Raw genomic sequence first — 14,484 nt, 5'->3', positions numbered from 1 at the left:
TTATGAAAATACTTGAACAGCCATGAAAGTATAGCTGCCAATCCCTATTATGGTAAGCTAGAGCTAACGTGTGTAAAGAGAACTGATGGGTGGATATCGAAAAGCCGAACAAATTTCTCATACAAAACATGCTTCAAACAAGAAAGGAAGACTAATAAATGAACGGACAAAATCGTGCAGATGTAAAACCAGGCTTAAAAGTGGCGGTTATTTTAAAGAAAGACCAACGAACGGGTGTGAAAACAGAAGGTGTCGTTAAGGATTTGTTGACCAACTCAAGCTTTCACCCACATGGCATTAAAGTGCGCCTCGAAGACGGACAAGTCGGCCGGGTTTGTGACATATTGTAATGAAAAAAGATCCGGGAAGGATCTTTTTTTGTGTTCTGTTTGATAGGGGCCCACCATCGTAAAAAATCATTCAGGGGCTTCGACTACATAGTCGGGTTTTGTCTCTTCTTTTTCCTGCGCATTCACTAATTGACTTGTTTTATGACCGGCATACGTGAATCCTGCAAATAGTAAGACTGAAAATGCAAAACCAAGTGCTTTTCTAACGATTATTAAATGCATAAATGCATCAGCTCCGTGGTTCATAATTAGCCATACCATAATGGAGTTCATCATCAATCCTCGAACAACGAAAATGGCTGTAACGAACTGAAACCACTTCACATTTCCTTTCATGAAATATAACTTTTTACTATTTTCTTTTGGATACCCTTGTAAATACATGAACTCGACTGCTAGGTATATGGCTAATGGCTTTTGAATGATCATTGAAACTATAAAGATGGCTGTAAATGCGTAACTCAACCAAACAGAATTCCACAGCATTTGAATGGCCGACCCTGCAAGTAAGTCGAGAATTGAGCTAAGCGTGAGTGAAACAATAATGAAAACACCAACCATATTAAACTGTCGATCTTTTAAAAAACGATAAATCGTATAGACAATCGCCGGTAGCGTTGATACTAACATGGCATAATAATCGCCTATTGTATCTCTACCGTATGTCCAAATCATATAGGGGAGTCCGATGTATACGACTAGCTCAAGTAAAATAAAGTGTGTTTTTATATTATTATTCTTTTTCATAGTTTATTTTATAATAATATGCGAATGCTCTTTCGATGAAATTTACAATATCTGAGTCGAATTGGTACATTCCGATATTTCCTTTCGTTTCTTTTTGTTTATCCCATACTTTCTGGGCTAGTGTAGTATTCCCTTGAAAAATCGTTTTGGTTAAGCTAAGCCATCGTTCAGCCAATGCTTGTGCTTCTGGACTAGTAATATCGATATCAATGTTTTGTCTAATATCGTGTATTAACGCAGTGTAGCCCTTCATTGTTTCCGTGTCGTCTCCAATTCTCGGGAGTTGTTTTAAGGATTGAACTTCATCTTTTGAAAAATGATTAGTCCAAATTTTTTCATATACCTCCATAGGGGTGGGAGAGGAGTTCATTTGGAAACGTTTAAATACATCCTTCCAATTGGTGAGTTCCTCAAATTCACTCACCTGAAGTAGAAATCGAATAGAGCTTGTACGTTGCTCAATACGTTCTTTCTCCAGTTCTAACATTTTTAATTGCATGGCAAGTGCTTCTTTATGGCTCAAGTGCTGATGTTCTAACATCTGTCGTATAGAAGTTAAACTGAACCCCATTTCTTTTAGTGCTTTAATATAATGTAGTTTAATGACATCTACTTCTTCGTAATAACGATGCCCGCCATCACTCAGATGTGAAGGAGTCAACAATTCTATTTCATCATAATAACGAAGCGTCCTCACTGTTGAATGGCTCAACTTAGCTAACTCACCTATTGAATACAAGCGCACCCCTCCATTCCTTATTTTTATTATAAAACCTAACGTTACGTTAGAATCAAGTGCGAATTAGAATAATTAAAAAATTCGAGGGTAATAACGGGTAACAATGTCATGCAATAAATAGAAATGCATAGGCCTCACTTATGATTCAATTCAGATTTGGATGTACCATCAATAAACTTAAAATAAGGAAAGACAATCCCTACCACCGACACAATACTAATAATTGATCCAATCAAAGCATATAAGGGCCTAATCCCCCATACCTCGCTCACAATGCCACTAACAACAATTCCGATAGGCATCGCGGCGCGAATAATAACCAACCGAACCGACATCACTTTTCCCATCAAATGATTCGGAACTACCTGCTGGCAAATTGTGATGTTGTGAATGCTAAAGAAAGCCATCATAATTCCAGCAATCATTTCCACAACAATCGCTAGCGCAATCGTTTGAATAACCCCCAGCGCAATATAAGTAAATCCGCCAGTTACTAAAGCACCGAGCATTAACATTCTTCGACTGTGGAATTTCACTTTCCCAACCAACATTGACCCCATCACGTAGCCTAACGGGAAGCCGGCCATAAATAAGCCGTAATCCTTGTAATCCCCTTTCAAAATATCCGTGATATAAGGCAAGTTGATCACCATCGTAACCCCGACACCAAATTGCACGAACGCAAGGAAAATCCCGAGCCAGACAATCGTCCGCTCTTGAAAAAAATAGCGAATGCCTTCTGTGAACTGTTCCAACCATGTTGTCCGTATCACGATAGAAGTCCTTTGCTCCTTCACTGATAACAGCAGAAATCCGCTTACCGTTAGCAATATAAAAACAAGCAACAGCGTCAAATTCGTTCCGACATATTCAATTACAATCCCACCAGTTACCGGTGCGAGAAACATCATCAGTCTGGTTGTCCCATCCAAATAAGCATTGGCCGTCGGTAATTGTTCCTTTGAGACAATTGTCGGTGTAATGGCCTGACTTGCCGGAACATAGAGCGGAGTAACAAGCCCAATAATGATTTGCACAACATAAATATGCCAGACGTCCAACCCACCGAATATCAGGGCTCCAAGTGGCACAAGAAAAACCAAAGCCCTTGTCCACTGAGAGAAAATCATAATCCATTTGCGGCTCCATTTATCAATAAAGGGGCCACTGACCAACTGCAACAAAATGGAGGGAATGAAGTACAGCAACCACATACTACCTAAGGCTAGCTTCGATCCCGTCAGCTCATACACAATAATTGAGTTGCAAAACGTTCCAAAGGAGCCGCCTAATTCAGAGATGGCACTACCCGCCCAAAGGGAAACAAATCCACGGTTCTTTAAGATAGAATTATTCATAAACCGCTCCTTCTAGGCATTATTGGTGTAAATATAGCTCTAACTCTTTGGATAATCCCGCCAGTGATTGTTCTTTCAAATAATAGTTAGAAGATCGATTGCCAACTAAAGAAGCGGCTCGTAAAATCTTTAAATGGTGATGCACAGTCGATTTTCCTAATTCTAATTGCTGGGTAATTTCTTTTAGCGAGTAGTCACGCTCAGATAAAAGCTTAATCATGCGAAGCCTCACCTCATCACCCAATGCCTTATGTTTTTGAATGAATAAGTAGTTAGGCAAATACTTATCATCAGGGAAAATACTCGTGTTAGGAATCGGATAATAGAAAACTTTCGTACCTTTAATATCTGAAACAATCGTCCAAGGTCGATACGTCAGTTGGGGAATCAACAAAACTCGGTGGACACTTGGCTCAGGGGCGTATTCTGACCCACCAGTAGCCCACGCCACAAACTCTTCTGGAGAAAGTTTTTCTTTCATACTATTTTTTTCATCGAAATCCCTTTTCAAAATGGTTAGCAAATGATCCGCGTCAGCATGAATAACTGTTTCAATCCATAACGACATGACAGCGAGTAAATGCATTTTTAAATCAACGACATTCACCTGACAGATAAACTCAATATAAGCAGGAAGAAATGGATTGTCCTTTGCAGCTTGTTTCATTGAATCGACAGACTCTCGATTACCGTTTGCCGCAAGCACCCTACATTGTTGGAGAGCTGTTCCAAAGTATGGGAGACAACGATATTTAAGTTCTTCGTCACTCAGGTTATGGATATACTCATTGAATTTATCCAAGTCATTCGAGTTGCTCTCAAAAGCATGTAAAAGCTGCAGCAAACTTTTCCATGTATTGTTTTGTTCTACATAATCAAGTTCGTTTTTTAACGTAGTGGGCATTTCAAGTCTAAGCTTTTCAAATTCATGATTCTTCTCTAATGTGTCTACTAAAGGTGTATTCGTGATAGCGGCGATGCCTAGCGCACTTTCCCATAATAAAGAATACTCAAGTTCAACTTGGTAGGACTCTCTTTTTCTAGCTGTAATGTTTAATAAGTTCACATTCTGTCACCTCTTCTTTTTGAATAGTATAACTACTTAGGGTTGAATATTCAATTTGTATCGAATATTTAATTCGTAAAAAATGATATATGTAGGAAGGTTGTCTATTTTGAAACACTGAAATCCATTCTTCCACACTAAGAATGGATTTTTTGTGGTAAAGTTTTCTTATATCTGAATGGTTCGGAAATGGGGGTAGTGATGTGGAGAAAGATGTGTTTCGAAAGACGGGTGACGTTGTGTTGTTCATCTTCATTATGAGTCTTTTGTTGCCGATTTTGCTTATAGCTATGTTATATGTTTGGTTTGGCGGGCTGCCATTTTTACTGCCACTTGTGCTAGTGCTGTATGTGTCGTTAGGTGTTTTGCTAGCCATGGCTATGTTTGAGAAAAATAAGTATAAAAAGGTCATTTACCGTATCATCACGGCTGGTGTAGTCTTGTCACTGATTCCTGCGATTCCAGGAATATATGATAAAACAAGACCTGTCGTTCGGGATGGTTATGTGGATACGTCTAGTTACGCACCTTTTCATGAGCATTCACAGGTTGTGACGCTTACGGAGCCTTCAACATTGAAAATTACAGATAATCTACCTATTTTAGACGGTGCAACGGCACTTTACCCAATTTATTCGGCTTTCGCACAGGCTGTCTATCCTGAAAAGGAATACTACCAACACGACAGTGAAGTGATGTCGAATCGTACGGGGGAAGCTTATAATAATCTGATTAACGGTAGAGTTGATATCATTTTCGCGGCAGCTCCATCTGATCAGCAGCTGGCGACGGCGAAGCGATTAGGCAATGAATTGAAATTGACGCCGATTGGCAAGGAAGCGTTTGTGTTTTTCGTCAATGAAAAAAATCCAGTGAAGAGCTTAACTGAGGATGAAATCAAAGAGATTTACGCGGGAGATATTACGAATTGGAAGGAAGTCGGCGGCAAGAATAAGGACATTCGTGCCTTCCAAAGACCGCAGGACAGCGGTAGCCAGACAGCTCTCCAGCATTTTATGGGTGACAGGCCAATCATGGACCCGCCTGTCGAGGACATTGCGTCTCTTATGGGCACAATCATCGACCAAGTATCCGACTATAAAAACTATAACAATGCGATGGGCTATACATTTAGATACTATTCAACGGAAATGACGAATAATAATAGCATTCGTTTACTAGCCGTAAATGGTGTAGAGCCAACGAAGGACACCGTTCGATCTGGCGAGTATCCGATTACGAACGAGTTGTATGCGGTGACTGCTGGTAGTGATAATCCGCATGTTGATGCATTCATCGATTGGATATTGTCGGAGCAAGGGCAGGAAATTGTGGAGAAGACGGGGTATGTTTCGATTAAATGATTGAGTTCTATGTAGATAAGTTCAAGGCGGTCATAAACGTAACCATGGCGGTCATAACTGCATCGATGGCGAGCATAACACGCCCCGTGCCGGTCATAACAGGGTGCCGGTACACAATTAGAAGCAATTAGGGAATAGGAGTGGATGGAATGAGTAGAAATAGTATGCCGTTATTTGAAATCACGCATCCCATTATCCAAGCACCGATGGCAGGTGTGACGACACCGGAGTTTGTGGTGGCATCTGCGGAAGCGGGCATATTGGGCTCGATTGGGGCGGGCTATTTGTCGGCGGAGGAGACGCGGCAGTTTATTCGCAAAGTAAAGGAAAGAACTGATAAGCCATTTGCGGTGAATTTGTTTGTGTTGGATCAGGTTGAAATGCAGCAGCTTTATTTACGAGAAGCTTATGAGGCGTTGCAGCCGATTGGCAAACAGCTAGGTATGCCGTTTTGGGAGGCGCCGTTGTCGAAATCCCAGTTTGACAAGCAAGTGCAAGTCGTAGTGGAGGAAGGCATGAGAGTCTGTTCATTCACATTCGGATTGCCGGATGCCGAAACTATACGACTGTTAAAGGACAACGATGTCTATCTTATCGGGACGGCGACGACGGTAGAAGAGGCAAAACTAGCGGAACAGGCGGGCATGGATGCGGTTGTCGTACAGGGCAGTGAAGCTGGCGGACACCGAGGCTCCTTTACTGGGGAATTCACATTGATTCCGTTGGATGAATTGCTAAAAGAAGTCGTCGCAGCCGTTCAAATTCCAATCATTGCCGCGGGCGGCATTGCGAATAAAGAACAGCTAGCAAGCGCACTATCTGCAGGTGCGCAAGTAGTCCAAATTGGAACCGCACTACTTGCAGCAGATGAAAGTGGCGCGCATCCTGTCTATAAGAAAGCTATTTTGAGTGCAAGTGAAGGATGCACGGTTGTAACGAAAGCTTTTTCAGGCAAACCAGCACGTGGCATTCGCAATCAGTTTATATATGAGATGAAAGACGCGGTCATTGCACCATATCCATACCAAAACGACTTGACCAAGGAAATCCGAAAAGCGGCGGCACAGCATGAGAAACAGGAATACATGTCGCTGTGGGCAGGCGAAAGTGTACATTTGACTACGGGCGGAAAGCTGAAAGATATTATTGAAAGCTTACGCCATTCCCTCACCTGATTTGATACACTAGATAGATGATATTTATAAGGACGGCGATGGGGAAAATGCGGAAATATATTGGCGAAATAGGACTTATTATTACAGCAATCATCTGGGGAAGTGGATTTGTTGCGAGTGCGGTGTCGTTAGAACACTACACGCCCTATCAGATTTTAGCAGGAAGATTTTTAATTGGCTTCGTAATCCTATGTGCTTTATTTTATAAAAAACTTAAATATATTAAGAAAAGCACGATTGTGAATGGAGCGATCTTAGGGCTTGTTTTGTATGTTGCTTTTATTCTTCAAACAGTAGGATTACAATACACGACTCCTTCTAAAAATGCATTTTTAACAGCGGTCAATGTTGTCATTGTCCCTTTCATCGGCTTTTTATTGTACAAGCGGAAAATTGATTTATTTGAATTGAGCGGGGCAGTGATTGCTTTGATTGGAGTAGCGGTGCTATCGCTTCAACTATCTGCAGGAGTGAACATTGGTGATTTGCTGACGCTAGGCTGTGCGATTGGATTTGCATTTCATATTTTTTACACAGCTAAATTTGTTAAAAACGAGGATGCGGTTTTGCTAACAATCGTTCAAATGGCGGTAGCGGCGATGATTAGCTGGATGGTTGTTATCTTTAAAGGGGAAACATCGTTTTCAATGGAATCGGAAGGGCTACTGCCACTTCTTTACTTGGGGATTTTCTCGACAACGGTTGCTTACTTATTGCAAACCGTAGCCCAGAAATTTATTACAGAAACAAAAGCAGCTATCATTCTATCGACGGAAGCCTTCTGGGGCATGGCTTTTTCGGTTGTGATTTTGAGTGAAGTGATGACGATGAAAATGGTCATTGGCGCGGTGCTGATTCTTGTGGCGATTATCATATCGGAAACAAAGTTTGGTTTTTTGAAGCGGAAGAGAATAGAACAGGTAAGTTGATTGAAATTAAAGTTCAAACTTCGTGAATATGGTGTTTATGCCTGGGGGTAATAAACTGGTTTATTGGCCCCCATCTCACTTTGAATTTCAAGTTAGCTGGACATAACTAACTATCGAGTTGAGCCTGAAAACTCAATCTGTTTACTATTTAATTTCTCTACCCATTCACTGTCATTCCAAATGCTGGGGTTATCAATCGTTATATTTTCTCCACGCACCATGAAATCATACGTACCTTTTCCACCTGTATACCAATCAGCAATGACTAACTTGCCGTTTACATTCTGTACAAGAAATTCAGTGGCTTCACCATAACCACCTGTAAATTTTTTAATGTGCGCAGGTAAGTGTAAATAGAGATAACCTCCATCCGCGTCATCAGTATATTCCACATCCCAAGTGTCAATCTCAATATTTTTCACCTTACTATTTAAATTTCCTTTCAGATCATATTGGGATTGAATTTTCTTTTGTGTATACTGCTTAAGGTGATTATTAGCGATAAATGTATCTAATTCAATATCCGAGCCGTTCCAGACCGCTTTATAATAGGCAGTCAGTGCGTCCACGCACAGTTCATAAGCCGTTTCAGAATCTTGAATAGAAAGTTCTCCGGCATCATTAGCTACATATTTGGGAGGATCTTGTACTACATTCGGTTCCGTACCAGACGTAATTTCTGTGTTTACAGTACGATCCGCGCTGCTATCTTCCAAGACTGCAGGTGCATTGATACTAGTATCCTTTACACAGGCACTCAGAGTAAATAAGACTACGAACAAATAAGCAAATTTCACTGTATTCCCTCCAATTCAAGTACGAATTGCTATTTTGAAACTACGACTACGGTTAAGCATATTTCAACACGAATTATCGCCTATTTTTCCGCTTTCTTATATAATATACTTGAAAGTACCATATTAACATTTATTCCCCCCTCGAATTGATAGAATATTACCATTAAAATGTAACATTGTATAACTAAAACCGTCTACTCTATACGGAGGGATTTGTATGAATAGATGGTTATTAGTAGTGGTAGCGCTTGTAGGACTGAGTTTGCCGGGATGTTCAAAAGATAAATTATCAGAGGAAGAGCCACCACGAGCCTTTATTGAGATTGGCAATGAAACGTATGACACACTATTAGGTACTTATTGTTGGGGAAATACCTGTGTCGACAAGGTTGGTCCTATTGAAATGTTAGAAGGTAAGGAGTCTATTCGTGTAAAGCCTGGTGAAATTATCTCTTTAATGATGAATGATGGACCGCAACCGAGCGACTTCTCTATTGTGCAGATAAGCGAAGGTGGAGAACAGATTAGCATAGTGCAAGACAATCAGTTCGTCGCACCCGTTGAAAAAGGGGTTTATTATTATTACTACGCGACCAGATGGATGGACGAACAGGAAGAGAATGTTTCGCACGGAGATGCTTATTACGTTTTTGCACTGGAAGTTGGGCAGAGATGAAAAAAATGGGGGATAGAATGAATAAAATATACCTAATCGTTATGTTGGTTTCATTATTATTACTAACGACTGGTTGCATAGCCAACGTGCAGGGGCAAAAAATAACTATTCAAAAACAGGTAGAGTCAGAAAATAATTATGAAGATTTTAAAGAAGTGACAAATAGAAAACAAGTTAATAAAGCTAAGGAAATCGTGGAAAATGCTGATTGGGAAATTGCCAAAGTAAAGATGGATCGCTATGCTGACTATCAATTTCAGTTTCCCTTGAAGAACAGCAGTCAAGACAAAATAGCATCTTATTTACTATGGGTTATGCCAAGTGGCGACAACGTGGAGATCGTTGCGGATAGTAATAAGTATGTAAAGTTAACAGAGCAAGATTCGGCAACTTTATATGAGATATTAACGGGAGAAGTATTGAGCCAGCGGTAATAGCTACTTTTGTCAGGAGGGATTATATGATTTCTATCGATAAAGTAAACTGTGTACGCTTTTCAATATGTGTGATAGTTCTATTGCTCGTATTAACAGGCTGTGATAAAGGATACAAAGGAAATCCAACGCCAAAAGATTTTCTTGGAAATGCGGGGGCAGATATATTTGTTCTCGATAACATCGTTCATTCCAATGCACAGGATGTAGATTGGATTCAAGGATTAGACTATACACTAGTTGAACAAATTGCAGAAATCACAAAGCAATCGAGCATATCGTGGAATTTTAAAAGTGGTACCGCCAACAAGTTATCTGTTGGAACAAAAATCTATAGTACGGATACGGGATTCCTCATTGCCATTGTAGAAGGTGTAGAAATTCCCTATCTAGCAATGTATGAAGGATAGTTAAACCTAAAGGAGGACATCATGAACATTCACTACGAGTTAACGGAAGAGGATTATATCAATTTCAATTTGTACCATATCAAGCATTCGAAAATAGGCAAGCGGTCTTTGTTGTTACAAAGGATTGCATCGCCATTCATCTTCATCATCGGGGCTTATTTTTATTCAGTGATTGGCAATCTACCTTTTTTACCGCTGTTTATCACTTTTTTCATCATCAGTGCACTATGGGTTATTTATTATCCGAAATATTTTTATGGACTCATTGCCCGCAATGCTAAAAAAATGATTAAAGAGGGAAAGAATGATGATTTATTGGGCAATCATCAGCTACAAATGTCGGATGACGGATTGGTAGATACGACTGCCAATAAAGAAACAAAAATGACATGGTCGGCCATAACGAGCGTTAAAGAAGACGATGGTTATTTCTTTTTCTACAATAGTTCAGTGAGTGCCTATATTCTTCCGAAAAGAGAGCTAGATCATGTGGATGAAGTGAGGCAGTATATTCAATCGAAAGTGCAATGAGCGAATAAAGACGAAAGTTATCAAAAAGGTACCAGTCCTAGAAACAGTTTAAAAACTGCTTCAGGATTTGGTACCTTTTAATTATGGATACATAAATAAAATTAAGCATGAGCAACCATTCAGTTGCTTATGTTTGACGCGCAACCGCGGAGTTGCTTATAATCAATATATGAATGAGGATAAAGACGCAATCTTTAAAGCACTCAGCGATTCGACACGGCGACTTATAGTAGACGAATTATCCGAACGCAACGAGCTGACGTTGTATGAACTGACGGTACGTCTTATTATGAAGCATGATCTTTCTATTTCACGACAGGCAATCGCAAAACATCTTGCTGTATTGGAAGATGCAGGGCTCGTACAATCAAAACGAAAGGGGAAATATCGAGTTCTTACATTCAACAATGAGCCACTTAAAAATTTGTTGAAAGGATGGATTGACTAACTTTTTAAAAAAAACATCTGATGAATGTATGGATTTTTCTACTCGTAACCAGATTGTTAGCAAAGGTCCATAACTCGCAACTATTAAAGGAGGAAAAAATAATATGAAAATCATTGTTACTAGTTTATTCGTACAAGATCAAGACAAGGCATTGGAATTTTATTCGGAAAAGCTGGGGTTTGTAAAAAAGCATGACGTTCCTATGGGGGAATTCAGATGGATTACGCTTGTTTCTCCTGATAATCAAGAAGGTACCGAGCTTTTGCTAGAACCGAATAACCATCCTGCTGCCAAAGAGTATCAAAAGAAGATATTTGCCGATGGTATTCCAGCAACAATGTTTGGTGTTGCAGATATTCGTAAAGAGTACGAGCGATTATTGGAAAATGGCGTGAAGTTTACGATGGAGCCGACCAAAATGGGTGATGTCACAATAGCTGTTTTCGATGATACATGCGGCAATCTTATTCAGATTGCACAGATGTAATTTCATGTTAACCTCGTCCTAAATTTTAGGACGGGGTTATACGTGTTTGAGGTATAAAATTAAATAATATTGTTCTTAATGTGAAACCAATTATATATTTCTATTATTCGCACTATGGGTATTATTAAAGTATTCTTAAGAGAGAGTGCTAGATTAATCTAGTGAGCAAACAGCATCTCGTTCATGAAGAGCACAGAAAGGGGAATGTATTTTGTTAGGTGCAATTGAAGCAGGTGGAACGAAGTTCGTTTGTGCTGTGGGGGATATGGATTTTAATATAGTTGAGCAAATTGAAATTCCGACAACAACCCCGTCAGAGACAATGAAAAAAGTGCAGGCGTTTTTTCAGCAATTTGAGGTTCAAGCAGTAGGCGTAGGGTCATTTGGTCCGGCGGATATTAATCCAAACTCCACAAATTACGGCTGTATCACCACGACGCCTAAGGTAGCATGGCAGCATTTTAATATTTTATCCTCATTAAAAGAGTACATGGATGTTCCGATGGTGTTTGATACAGATGTGAATATGGCGGCGATGGGGGAGGCGAAGTTTGGGGCTGCTCAGGGCGTCGATAGCTGTATTTACATGACGATTGGTACAGGAATTGGCGTGGGAGCGGTGAATTACGGCAAGATGCTACAAGGGATCAGTCATCCGGAGATGGGACATATCACGGTTAGAAGGCATCCCGATGATCAATTTGAAGGTGTGTGTCCATTCCACGGGGATTGTTTGGAGGGGCTGGCTGCAGGACCGGCGATTGAAAAAAGATGGAACGAGAAAGCCGTGTTGCTAGAAAATCGTCCTGAAGTGTGGGAAATCGAAGGCTATTATATTGCGCATGCATTAATGACGTATATTTTAACGCTATCACCTGAAAGAATTATTCTTGGCGGTGGGGTGATGAAGCAAAGACAGATGTTACCTGTGATTTACAAACATTTGCAGGCGATGAATAATCATTACTTGGCCTTCACGCAGTTAGAGGATCAGATTGCTGAATATATTGTGACACCTGGGATTGAAGGGCTTTCTGCGATTAAAGGTGCATTTTATTTGGCGAAGGCTGAGTTGTAAGTAATCTTGGGGTGAAAATCAGTAAAGAGAAAGCTATTTTGCAGAGTCACTCGTAAACCTATGCTACGAAAAACTGACCTGCCCTTTTATTTGAAAAGGACGGGTTCTTTTACGTTCCATCTTGAAAAGCAGGACACCTGATGAGAATTGCGGGTGACCCCAATTACCCGACTTTGGGGAGAAACAATCTTCGATAAAAGAAAATTCGGAACCTAATTGCAGGAGAAAACGTCTAAAGCACAGGACTTATTCAGGAGTGGGTTGCGAATGAAGACTTTTTTGAGGGTGAACATCCTCAGTGCTCTCTATGCGTTTGTGTTATTCATATCCATTGAGCTGCAAGTTAATGTTTATAGAATTTATCGGGTAACGGGATGGGAAGGGAATATGGTTACCGGTATGATTGCTGCTATCCATATTGTCGGATTTATCGTCACGCTTTTTCTGTTCTATTTCCTAATTCGAAAATGGTTTGAAGGTAGAAATGCGGGCTATTGGTCAGTGATTCTTTGGTTTCCATATGTCGTCCTGTTTGTTTTCGTCTTTAGTGGGCTTTTTCCTATGACAAATGGCGGTGATCGACCTGCACCCGTCAGTGGGCTAGTAATTATCGGACAGCTGATTACTTATCCTTTTTATTTATTAGCAATGACTTGGGCTGGCTCTGCTGAGGATTTTGCTGTTGAGGACATAAAATCTGGAGAGTAGGGTGATTACGATGAAGGTTACTCACTTAGAAGCCTGTATAAATCCATATGACAAATAAAAATCAGCCGAAGAAAATAATAATTTCTCTGACTGATTTTTTGATTGCACGAAATAGCCAGCTTGGCAGATGACGATGGGCGAACACAAGAATCCCGTAACTGTGAGTCCAAGATTTAAAAGAGCTTTGAGTGTTAACCGTTGAACTTTAAACAGTAAAGAACTTTAATGCGTAAGTTTTACAGCTTTGAGATGTAAGCCTTGAGCTTTTATCGTCAATAACTACATTAGTTTGTAAGTTGGGTGTTGGCTTTACTTGTTGACCCAAAGAAACACCAACAAAAGAAGGGTCTTGTGGATATCGTTTTCGGCTACTCATGCAAGTTGCAAGTCAATTAGACGGTAATCTTCGTCAGTGCATTTGATTCGGAAAGAACGGCATCTACTTCTGCTTTGAAGCTAGAAACTTTTTCTTCCAGCTCTTCAATTCGTGTATTGATTTTGAGTGGGTCAATTAAGATATATTCATTGCGTTCCATAAATGCCTTTGTATGCAGCTCGACTTCTTCTTTTTTCGCATGTTCCTTGCTGCCTAAAATCGCTGTTAAATATTCCTCCAAACGTTTTGGTAGGGAATCATTTTCTTTGGTCAGTTTGTTGATGGCCATTCTACGGGCTTCAATCATGGAAGCTAATAAGTTTTCTTCGTTTTCAATGGATATTTTACGCTCGATGGCTTTGGCAACAGTCATCGTTTCACCAGCTACTGTTACTTCTGTTATCGCGTTTGATTGCACGATCGCATCTTTAATGTGAATACGTCGTTCGATGAGCGAAACGGCTTTATCGAAACCAGATTGAATGGTTTTTTCATAGTCTTCGATGGATAAGCCTTTGATTTTTTGAGTGGATTGGCGGTCTGTTGCGACATAATCAGCCTCTTTAATGGCTTTAGCAATTCGCTCGTTTAAGGTTTTTAATTCGGATAAAGCACGATGGATTGACATGGTTTGTGTGGTAGTCATTTTATCTTCCTCCATAATAGCTTTGATGATACGAGTGTACCATATCCAGCCAATGGAGGTAAGGAATTGTAAAGTCGTTGGTAACTTTCCAAACTCGCAGATAAAGTCTTAGAAGTCACCGTTACATCTACAAAACCGCTTGTAATGCTCTCTAGACCGTTAACT

General features: G+C 40.2%; 18 protein-coding genes. 12 read left to right on the top strand and 6 right to left on the bottom strand.

Annotated elements, in window-relative coordinates; translation table 11 throughout:
* Positions 1-158: 158 nt before the first annotated feature.
* The gene (locus MKZ10_RS00900) at positions 159-350 is read left to right on the top strand and encodes a YwbE family protein (protein WP_203247923.1); all 192 of its coding nucleotides are present in this window, start codon (positions 159-161) and stop codon (positions 348-350) included.
* Between the two features lie 66 nt (positions 351-416).
* Here the strand turns inward: MKZ10_RS00900 and MKZ10_RS00895 are convergent, their stop codons facing one another.
* The 4 genes from MKZ10_RS00895 to MKZ10_RS00880 all read right to left on the bottom strand — a co-directional run bounded on the left by MKZ10_RS00895 (position 417) and on the right by MKZ10_RS00880 (position 4,260).
* Positions 417-1,097, bottom strand: a complete 681-nt coding sequence (locus MKZ10_RS00895; protein WP_342506990.1) for a VC0807 family protein — start codon at positions 1,095-1,097, stop codon at positions 417-419.
* Positions 1,084-1,836 (bottom strand): MerR family transcriptional regulator, encoded by a 753-nt coding sequence (locus tag MKZ10_RS00890; protein WP_342506988.1) that lies wholly within the window; start codon positions 1,834-1,836, stop codon positions 1,084-1,086. Before MKZ10_RS00890 ends, MKZ10_RS00895 begins: the two co-directional genes overlap by 14 nt.
* Before the next feature lie 134 nt (positions 1,837-1,970).
* Positions 1,971-3,194 (bottom strand): MFS transporter, encoded by a 1,224-nt coding sequence (locus MKZ10_RS00885; RefSeq protein WP_342506986.1) that lies wholly within the window; start codon positions 3,192-3,194, stop codon positions 1,971-1,973.
* 19 nt (positions 3,195-3,213) lie between these two features.
* Entirely contained in the window at positions 3,214-4,260 is a 1,047-nt protein-coding gene (locus MKZ10_RS00880; RefSeq protein WP_342506984.1) for a winged helix-turn-helix domain-containing protein, read from the bottom strand.
* 203 nt (positions 4,261-4,463) lie between these two features.
* Here MKZ10_RS00880 and MKZ10_RS00875 point away from each other — a divergent pair, with 203 nt between their 5' ends.
* The 3 genes from MKZ10_RS00875 to MKZ10_RS00865 all read left to right on the top strand — a co-directional run bounded on the left by MKZ10_RS00875 (position 4,464) and on the right by MKZ10_RS00865 (position 7,728).
* The gene (locus tag MKZ10_RS00875) at positions 4,464-5,624 is read left to right on the top strand and encodes a PstS family phosphate ABC transporter substrate-binding protein (RefSeq protein WP_342506982.1); all 1,161 of its coding nucleotides are present in this window, start codon (positions 4,464-4,466) and stop codon (positions 5,622-5,624) included.
* 149 nt (positions 5,625-5,773) lie between these two features.
* The gene (locus tag MKZ10_RS00870) at positions 5,774-6,799 is read left to right on the top strand and encodes a nitronate monooxygenase (protein ID WP_342506980.1); all 1,026 of its coding nucleotides are present in this window, start codon (positions 5,774-5,776) and stop codon (positions 6,797-6,799) included.
* Positions 6,800-6,846: 47 nt separating this feature from the next.
* Complete coding sequence (locus MKZ10_RS00865; protein WP_342506978.1) at positions 6,847-7,728, top strand: DMT family transporter; 882 nt, start codon at positions 6,847-6,849, stop codon at positions 7,726-7,728.
* Positions 7,729-7,838: 110 nt separating this feature from the next.
* On the opposite strand, the gene MKZ10_RS00860 is transcribed toward MKZ10_RS00865, so the two are convergent.
* Positions 7,839-8,525 carry a hypothetical protein gene (locus MKZ10_RS00860; RefSeq protein ID WP_342506976.1) on the bottom strand — a complete coding sequence of 229 codons (687 nt, stop codon included), beginning with the start codon at positions 8,523-8,525 and terminating at the stop codon, positions 7,839-7,841.
* 217 nt (positions 8,526-8,742) lie between these two features.
* Between MKZ10_RS00860 and MKZ10_RS00855 the strand changes: the two genes are divergently transcribed.
* The 8 genes from MKZ10_RS00855 to MKZ10_RS00820 all read left to right on the top strand — a co-directional run bounded on the left by MKZ10_RS00855 (position 8,743) and on the right by MKZ10_RS00820 (position 13,297).
* Complete coding sequence (locus MKZ10_RS00855; RefSeq protein WP_342506975.1) at positions 8,743-9,201, top strand: hypothetical protein; 459 nt, start codon at positions 8,743-8,745, stop codon at positions 9,199-9,201.
* Complete coding sequence (locus MKZ10_RS00850; RefSeq protein WP_342506974.1) at positions 9,198-9,635, top strand: hypothetical protein; 438 nt, start codon at positions 9,198-9,200, stop codon at positions 9,633-9,635. Before MKZ10_RS00855 ends, MKZ10_RS00850 begins: the two co-directional genes overlap by 4 nt.
* Before the next feature lie 26 nt (positions 9,636-9,661).
* On the top strand, positions 9,662-10,045 hold the full coding sequence (locus tag MKZ10_RS00845; RefSeq protein WP_342506972.1) for a hypothetical protein: 384 nt from the start codon (positions 9,662-9,664) through the stop codon (positions 10,043-10,045).
* Between the two features lie 21 nt (positions 10,046-10,066).
* Positions 10,067-10,576, top strand: coding sequence for a YcxB family protein (locus MKZ10_RS00840; RefSeq protein WP_342506970.1), 510 nt, complete (start codon positions 10,067-10,069; stop codon positions 10,574-10,576).
* A gap of 169 nt (positions 10,577-10,745) precedes the next feature.
* Positions 10,746-11,024, top strand: coding sequence for a metalloregulator ArsR/SmtB family transcription factor (locus MKZ10_RS00835; protein ID WP_342510302.1), 279 nt, complete (start codon positions 10,746-10,748; stop codon positions 11,022-11,024).
* A 103-nt stretch (positions 11,025-11,127) separates the two neighbouring features.
* On the top strand, positions 11,128-11,511 hold the full coding sequence (locus MKZ10_RS00830) for a VOC family protein (protein WP_342506968.1): 384 nt from the start codon (positions 11,128-11,130) through the stop codon (positions 11,509-11,511).
* 211 nt (positions 11,512-11,722) lie between these two features.
* Entirely contained in the window at positions 11,723-12,589 is an 867-nt protein-coding gene (locus MKZ10_RS00825; RefSeq protein ID WP_342506967.1) for an ROK family protein, read from the top strand.
* Positions 12,590-12,856: 267 nt separating this feature from the next.
* Positions 12,857-13,297 carry a hypothetical protein gene (locus MKZ10_RS00820; protein WP_342506965.1) on the top strand — a complete coding sequence of 147 codons (441 nt, stop codon included), beginning with the start codon at positions 12,857-12,859 and terminating at the stop codon, positions 13,295-13,297.
* Positions 13,298-13,689: 392 nt separating this feature from the next.
* Here MKZ10_RS00820 and MKZ10_RS00815 read toward each other — a convergent pair whose 3' ends face one another.
* Positions 13,690-14,319 (bottom strand): hypothetical protein, encoded by a 630-nt coding sequence (locus MKZ10_RS00815; RefSeq protein WP_342506963.1) that lies wholly within the window; start codon positions 14,317-14,319, stop codon positions 13,690-13,692.
* Between the last annotated feature and the right edge of the window lie 165 nt (positions 14,320-14,484).

Source organism: Sporosarcina sp. FSL K6-2383 (assembly GCF_038618305.1).
GTDB lineage: Bacteria > Bacillota > Bacilli > Bacillales_A > Planococcaceae > Sporosarcina.
This window is presented reverse-complemented; position numbering and strand designations above follow the sequence as displayed.

Excerpts from the sequence above, each read along its gene's own strand:
- MKZ10_RS00900 (WP_203247923.1), top strand. The coding sequence starts at position 159 with ATGAACGGACAAAATCGTGCAGATGTAAAACCAGGCTTAAAAGTGGCG.
- MKZ10_RS00895 (WP_342506990.1), bottom strand. The coding sequence starts at position 1,097 with ATGAAAAAGAATAATAATATAAAAACACACTTTATTTTACTTGAGCTA.
- MKZ10_RS00885 (WP_342506986.1), bottom strand. The coding sequence starts at position 3,194 with ATGAATAATTCTATCTTAAAGAACCGTGGATTTGTTTCCCTTTGGGCG.
- MKZ10_RS00870 (WP_342506980.1), top strand. The coding sequence starts at position 5,774 with ATGAGTAGAAATAGTATGCCGTTATTTGAAATCACGCATCCCATTATC.
- MKZ10_RS00865 (WP_342506978.1), top strand. The coding sequence starts at position 6,847 with ATGCGGAAATATATTGGCGAAATAGGACTTATTATTACAGCAATCATC.
- MKZ10_RS00855 (WP_342506975.1), top strand. The coding sequence starts at position 8,743 with ATGAATAGATGGTTATTAGTAGTGGTAGCGCTTGTAGGACTGAGTTTG.
- MKZ10_RS00850 (WP_342506974.1), top strand. The coding sequence starts at position 9,198 with ATGAAAAAAATGGGGGATAGAATGAATAAAATATACCTAATCGTTATG.
- MKZ10_RS00845 (WP_342506972.1), top strand. The coding sequence starts at position 9,662 with ATGATTTCTATCGATAAAGTAAACTGTGTACGCTTTTCAATATGTGTG.
- MKZ10_RS00840 (WP_342506970.1), top strand. The coding sequence starts at position 10,067 with ATGAACATTCACTACGAGTTAACGGAAGAGGATTATATCAATTTCAAT.
- MKZ10_RS00835 (WP_342510302.1), top strand. The coding sequence starts at position 10,746 with ATGAATGAGGATAAAGACGCAATCTTTAAAGCACTCAGCGATTCGACA.
- MKZ10_RS00830 (WP_342506968.1), top strand. The coding sequence starts at position 11,128 with ATGAAAATCATTGTTACTAGTTTATTCGTACAAGATCAAGACAAGGCA.
- MKZ10_RS00820 (WP_342506965.1), top strand. The coding sequence starts at position 12,857 with ATGAAGACTTTTTTGAGGGTGAACATCCTCAGTGCTCTCTATGCGTTT.
- MKZ10_RS00815 (WP_342506963.1), bottom strand. The coding sequence starts at position 14,319 with ATGACTACCACACAAACCATGTCAATCCATCGTGCTTTATCCGAATTA.